Genomic DNA, 4,897 nt, shown 5'->3' on the forward strand with positions numbered 1-4,897 from the left:
GTGAACTTGTTCAGCGAAGCGGCAAGAAACCTGAATGCAGAAGGGCAGTATCACCTTGGCTGGATGTACTATTATGGAACGGGCGTCACGCAAGATTACGACGAGGCTGTGAACTTGTTCCGCTTGGCAGCAGATCAAGGGAATTCAGCCGCAGAGTGCAGCCTTGGCCAAATGTACGAAAAAGGTGAGGGCGTTGCTAAAGACAGTGCTCAGGCAGTGGACTTGTGCCGCAAGGCTGCCGAAGAGGGTGACGAGGATGCTAAAGCGTTACTTCGTCGTCTTGGAGCGTAATAGACTGATGTGCTAAACTTTGCGCCGACAGCTCACTTGGCAATGTTGGCTTAATTTTAGGCAGTGAGGGAATTCGGGGTTTCTACCGTCAGCCTTCGGAGGGCATATAACGATTAAAATAATCGTTATAAATCAGTAACTTATGATAAATTTCTGGGTCGTGTGCACGATTTGTGCATTTTTTAGGTATGCAAAAATAGACATATTTTTACTATTTTACAGATAGTTAGATTAATTTTTTGGGCCTCCTTTGTTTGTCTTGTGGCCCAACGCTCCACTATTCATTTGATGGCCCTTTAAAGAGGCCGAAATAACAAAATATGACGATTGTTGGCGTAAACAGGATTGCGCTCACGAAGACCGCTGACGGATGGCTGAAATTAATTGAAGTTGACGTATTCGGCCGTGAGGTTAATAATTTGAATAGTGTTCATTAGGAGAGCGAAAGTGGTTAGTTTGGGGCGGCTTGGTGCAATTCTTATTCCAGTTGCGATGATTAGTGCCTGCGCTGGCGGTGCAGCCCTTCAGCCAGATCGGTCGATCTTTAGCTTGGATAGCAACTATCAGCGATTTACCTACTTTATGCCGATCGAAGAAACTTTTGATCGGACGGTTGCCGTGTTTAAAGAGGCTGGTTACAAACTGGATGTCGTAGATCGGGCGACTGGCCAGATTAGTGGCCGCAGAGGAGCAACTGGCGACAAGGGGGCATCATCTGACAAAGATCTGAAATTCTATGCGCTAGTTTTGCCCAAAGGTGCCGATAGTGAGCTAGGCGTCAAGGTTGTTCAAATTTTAAAGAGTGGACCACTTGGTTCATCAAATGCGGAATTGATTCTGAATGATCCGCAGATGTATCAGTACACTTTTCGGCGGATAGAAAACCGTAACACCCAAGGGACATATAGCCCTCCGGGAGTCTGATTAATCACAGCCTTTGCCCTCAGCCTTCGGAGGGCATTTAATGATTAAAATAATCGTTATAAATCAATAACTTACTATACATTTCTGAAACGTGTGCACGATTTGTGCATTTTTTAGCTATGCAAATATCGACATATTATGCCTATTTTACAGTTAGTTAAATTGATTTTTGTGGCGGTCCCCAGAGCGGTTAGAGCACGCAACAGGAGGGCAACTCGCTCGCGTGGATTGTCTAGCGGGGTCTATGCGGCTGGACCTATCCAATGGAAAGCGGGATAATCAATATCACGTTGATGGACCAGTTGCCCGCCAAGCCTCACCCGTCAGAGGACTTGTTGGAATAATCAGCAAACTTTTTGCGGAGCGGCGAGATATGTCATTGGTTATGTCAAAGCATAGAAAATCAGCCTAAGTGACTAAATTATATGAGGTGTTGGCGGACAGGGTGGGATTCGAACCCACGGTGAGCTTCCACCCACGACGGTTTTCAAGACCGTTGCCTTAAACCACTCGGCCACCTGTCCGCTTACGAAGCGTCCCCTAGCCAGTGCGGTTTGCGATGGCAAGCGTAGATGATGCGCTGTTACCCCGCAGCACACGTTAAAATGGGGGCTCGACAGGATCAAAGTAATTCACAGGCCTTGTTCGTTGTGCCAATATGCAGCCATGCAGAAGACAGGTCACCGCATGCGCGCACATAGCAAGATACTGACAGCTTTGGCCATGAGCGCCTGCGCCTTGATGGTTGGCCCAAATGTGTTGGCGCAAGATGCGGCGGTACCGCCCACGCCGTCGCCCGTGTCCGCACCCATTGCCAGCACAAACGTACATGAAGCTGGTTTTCGGGCGTATCTGTTGCAGGTGCGGCAGCGGGCGTTGGGCGAAGGCGTTTCCACTGTAACGCTTGACCACGTGCTGCCATCGCTGAGCTTTAACCGAACCGTGGTCCGCCTGGACAAGCAGCAACCAGAAGGCGCATCCAACGCGCCGGTGCCGAACTTTGCACCCTATAAAGCAACCCATGTAGATGCGTCGCGCATTGGAAGAGGCCGCTTTAAATATTCTGAGCTTCTGCCGTTGCTGGAGCGGATTGAGAAAGAAACCGGCGTGCCGGAAGAAATCATGATTGCCATTTATGGCCATGAGACCAGTTATGGCGCGGTGATGGGCAATTTTAACGCGCCCGAGGCCTTGGCGTCACTTGCCTATGAGGGACGCAGACGGCCGTTGTTCGAGGCGGAGTTGGTTGCGGTCCTTAAGATGATTGACCGTGGTGTGCCACAATATGCGATTACGGGAAGCTGGGCAGGGGCGCTGGGTAAGCCCCAGTTTCTGCCTTCGGTATATTTGCGGCTCGCCCGCGATGGCGATGGTGACGGCTATGCCGACATCTGGCGCAGCGAAGTCGACGCCATGACGTCTATCGCCAATTATTTCGTCAATGCTGGCTGGCGGCGCGGAGAGGAATGGGGCTTTGCCGTTAATGTTCCAGCAGATTTAAACCGTGACAAACTGGGATCACGCATGTCGCCGCCGCGATGCCCCCGCGTTTTTGGCAGACACAGCCAGTGGCGCACCATTGCTGAATGGCGTCAGCTGGGGATATCGCTCCATAGCGGGTCGTGGCCAAAGGACAGCATGATGGCGACGTTACTTGAACCCGATGGCGTCGGCAAAACTGGCTATCTTCTGGGCGGAAATTACCGCGTTATATTGGACTATAACTGTTCGAATTTTTACGCGCTTTCCGTCGGGTTGTTGGCTGACCAGCTGCGCAATTAGTGTTCCGACCAATGCCAGCAGACCGCTATACGCGGCGGTTAAAATCGCCTATCGGATTGCACAGGCAAGCGGTTCTGTCGTTTGCGCCACTTGATCACGGAACAGAAGAATTTATGCGCCATTTAGCGGACACATTAAACGGCCAGCTACAAAGGGAAAGCCTGTGACTGCGCGTGGCCGATTTATATCTATTGAAGGCGGTGAAGGGGTTGGCAAATCGACCCAAATCGCCGCGCTGGCCGCATTCATTGAACAAAAGGGCTTTGAGGTTGTATTGACACGCGAGCCAGGCGGCACGGAGGGCGCGGAGACTATTCGGCAATTGGTGCTTGGCGGCAGTGCAGAGCGGTGGTTGCCACGCGCAGAAGCATTATTATTTGCTGCGGCCCGAAGCGACCACGTCGATCGGTTGATCGAACCCGCACTGGCCAACGGAAAATGGGTTATATCCGACCGCTTTATCGACAGCAGCCGCGCCTATCAGGGTGCCGGCTCTGGCCTGTCGGATGCCGATATTATGGCGCTGCACCACATCGGCAGCCGGGGTATGTTGCCCGACCGGACTTTAGTGTTGCGGCTTGATACCAAAGAAGCCGCCAACCGTGCCGCCGCGCGCGACCAGAACCAACCTGACCGCATTCAGGGCCGCGTCGAAACCTTCCACGCCGACGTCGACATAGCGTTTGTGAGCTTTGCCGAGAGTGAGCAACGCGTTCGGCTTGTCGATGCATCGGGCGGCCCACACGAAGTTACTGTTCGGTTGCTAGCCGAAATCAGCGATCTGCTGGCGCCTGCATGAACGACTATGTAGGGCATGATAAGGCGTGGCGGCAGTTTGCAACCGCTTACGAAAGTGGCAAGACCCATCATGGCTGGATTTTGGCTGGACCAAGAGGGCTTGGAAAATCCGCGTTTGCACTGCGGGCGGCGGCGCTGTTGGTTGATCCGGAAAATGCCTATAGCAACATGATCGCGCGGGGATCACATCCCGATATTTTGTCGGTGAAACGCCTTCCGAAAGAGGCCTTGAAAGATGATGAGGACATCAGTGATGCAACCGAGTTCAAACGTAGCATAACCGTAGATCAAATCCGCAGCCTGCAGCAATCACTCACCACGCGGCCCGGGCTTAGTGACCGGCGCGCAATCATCATAGACGCGGCCGATGACTTAGAACGCGGCGGCGCCAATGCGTTGCTTAAGTCGCTTGAGGAGCCGCCTGTTGGCACGTTCTTTTTCCTGATCAGCCATGCGAGCGATAGGCTTTTGCCTACCATCCGCTCACGGTGCCAGATTTTGCGGTTTGAGGCCCTGTCCGACACCGATATGGCCGACGCTTTGCAACGGGCCGCACCAGAGGTCAGTGCGACAGAGATTGATGCGCTTATCCGTTTGGGGAATGGGACGCCGGGTCAAGCGCTGGATTTTCTAGGGCTTGATCTCAAAGAGATTGAAGACGCCATGACGTCAATCTTACGCACGGGGGACCGTGACAACGGGATTCGGAGTGGCTTGTCCGACAAGTTGGCGCTGAAGGCAGCACAGCCACGGTATGAGGCGTTCTTGCGCCGTGCGCCTGCTTTAATCGCAGAATACAACCGCACACTTGATGCCGCACAGGTGAGCAACGGCGTTGCAGCGTGGGAAGCCGCGAGCAGCCTTGCTGTGCGCGCGATAGCCCTAAGTCTCGATAAGCAAAGCGTCGTGTTCCAAATGGGAAGCTTGCTGGCATCGATACAAGCGCATAAAGTGCGAAATTAGTAATAATTAAGAGTATTCATGTCCCAACCTTTCTACATCACCACTGCCATCGCTTATCCCAATGGAAAGCCGCATATCGGCCACGCCTATGAGGCTATTGCAACTGACGCGATTGCGCGGTTTCAGCGTTTGAATGGCC

6 protein-coding genes and 1 tRNA gene are annotated in these 4,897 nt (G+C 52.7%); 6 read left to right on the plus strand and 1 reads right to left on the minus strand.

Features of this window, described 5'->3' with window-relative positions; genetic code table 11:
* Nucleotides 1-291: tetratricopeptide repeat protein (locus Q0O33_RS10435; protein WP_295499288.1), on the plus strand; the 291-nt coding region annotated here is incomplete at its 5' end.
* Nucleotides 292-738: 447 nt separating this feature from the next.
* On the plus strand, nt 739-1,215 hold the full coding sequence (locus Q0O33_RS10440; protein WP_295499291.1) for a hypothetical protein: 477 nt from the start codon (nt 739-741) through the stop codon (nt 1,213-1,215).
* 434 nt (nt 1,216-1,649) lie between these two features.
* Here the strand turns inward: Q0O33_RS10440 and Q0O33_RS10445 are convergent.
* Nucleotides 1,650-1,739, minus strand: a tRNA-Ser gene (locus tag Q0O33_RS10445).
* 163 nt (nt 1,740-1,902) lie between these two features.
* Here Q0O33_RS10445 and Q0O33_RS10450 point away from each other — a divergent pair.
* The 4 genes from Q0O33_RS10450 to Q0O33_RS10465 form a co-directional block, all read left to right on the plus strand.
* A complete protein-coding gene (locus Q0O33_RS10450) occupies nt 1,903-2,997 on the plus strand; it encodes a lytic murein transglycosylase (protein ID WP_295499294.1) in 1,095 nt (364 codons plus the stop codon).
* Between the two features lie 163 nt (nt 2,998-3,160).
* Nucleotides 3,161-3,796: a dTMP kinase gene (gene tmk / locus Q0O33_RS10455; protein ID WP_295499297.1), complete on the plus strand. Its 636-nt coding sequence runs from the start codon at nt 3,161-3,163 to the stop codon at nt 3,794-3,796.
* Nucleotides 3,793-4,758, plus strand: coding sequence for a DNA polymerase III subunit delta' (locus Q0O33_RS10460; RefSeq protein ID WP_295499299.1), 966 nt, complete (start codon nt 3,793-3,795; stop codon nt 4,756-4,758). The genes tmk and Q0O33_RS10460 overlap by 4 nt, the downstream gene beginning before the upstream one ends.
* Nucleotides 4,759-4,776: 18 nt before the next feature.
* On the plus strand, nt 4,777-4,897 hold a 121-nt coding region (locus Q0O33_RS10465; RefSeq protein ID WP_295499302.1), incomplete at its 3' end, for a class I tRNA ligase family protein.

Origin of the sequence: Sphingorhabdus sp. EL138 (genome assembly GCF_945862485.1) — a bacterium.
Classification (GTDB): domain Bacteria; phylum Pseudomonadota; class Alphaproteobacteria; order Sphingomonadales; family Sphingomonadaceae; genus Sphingorhabdus_B.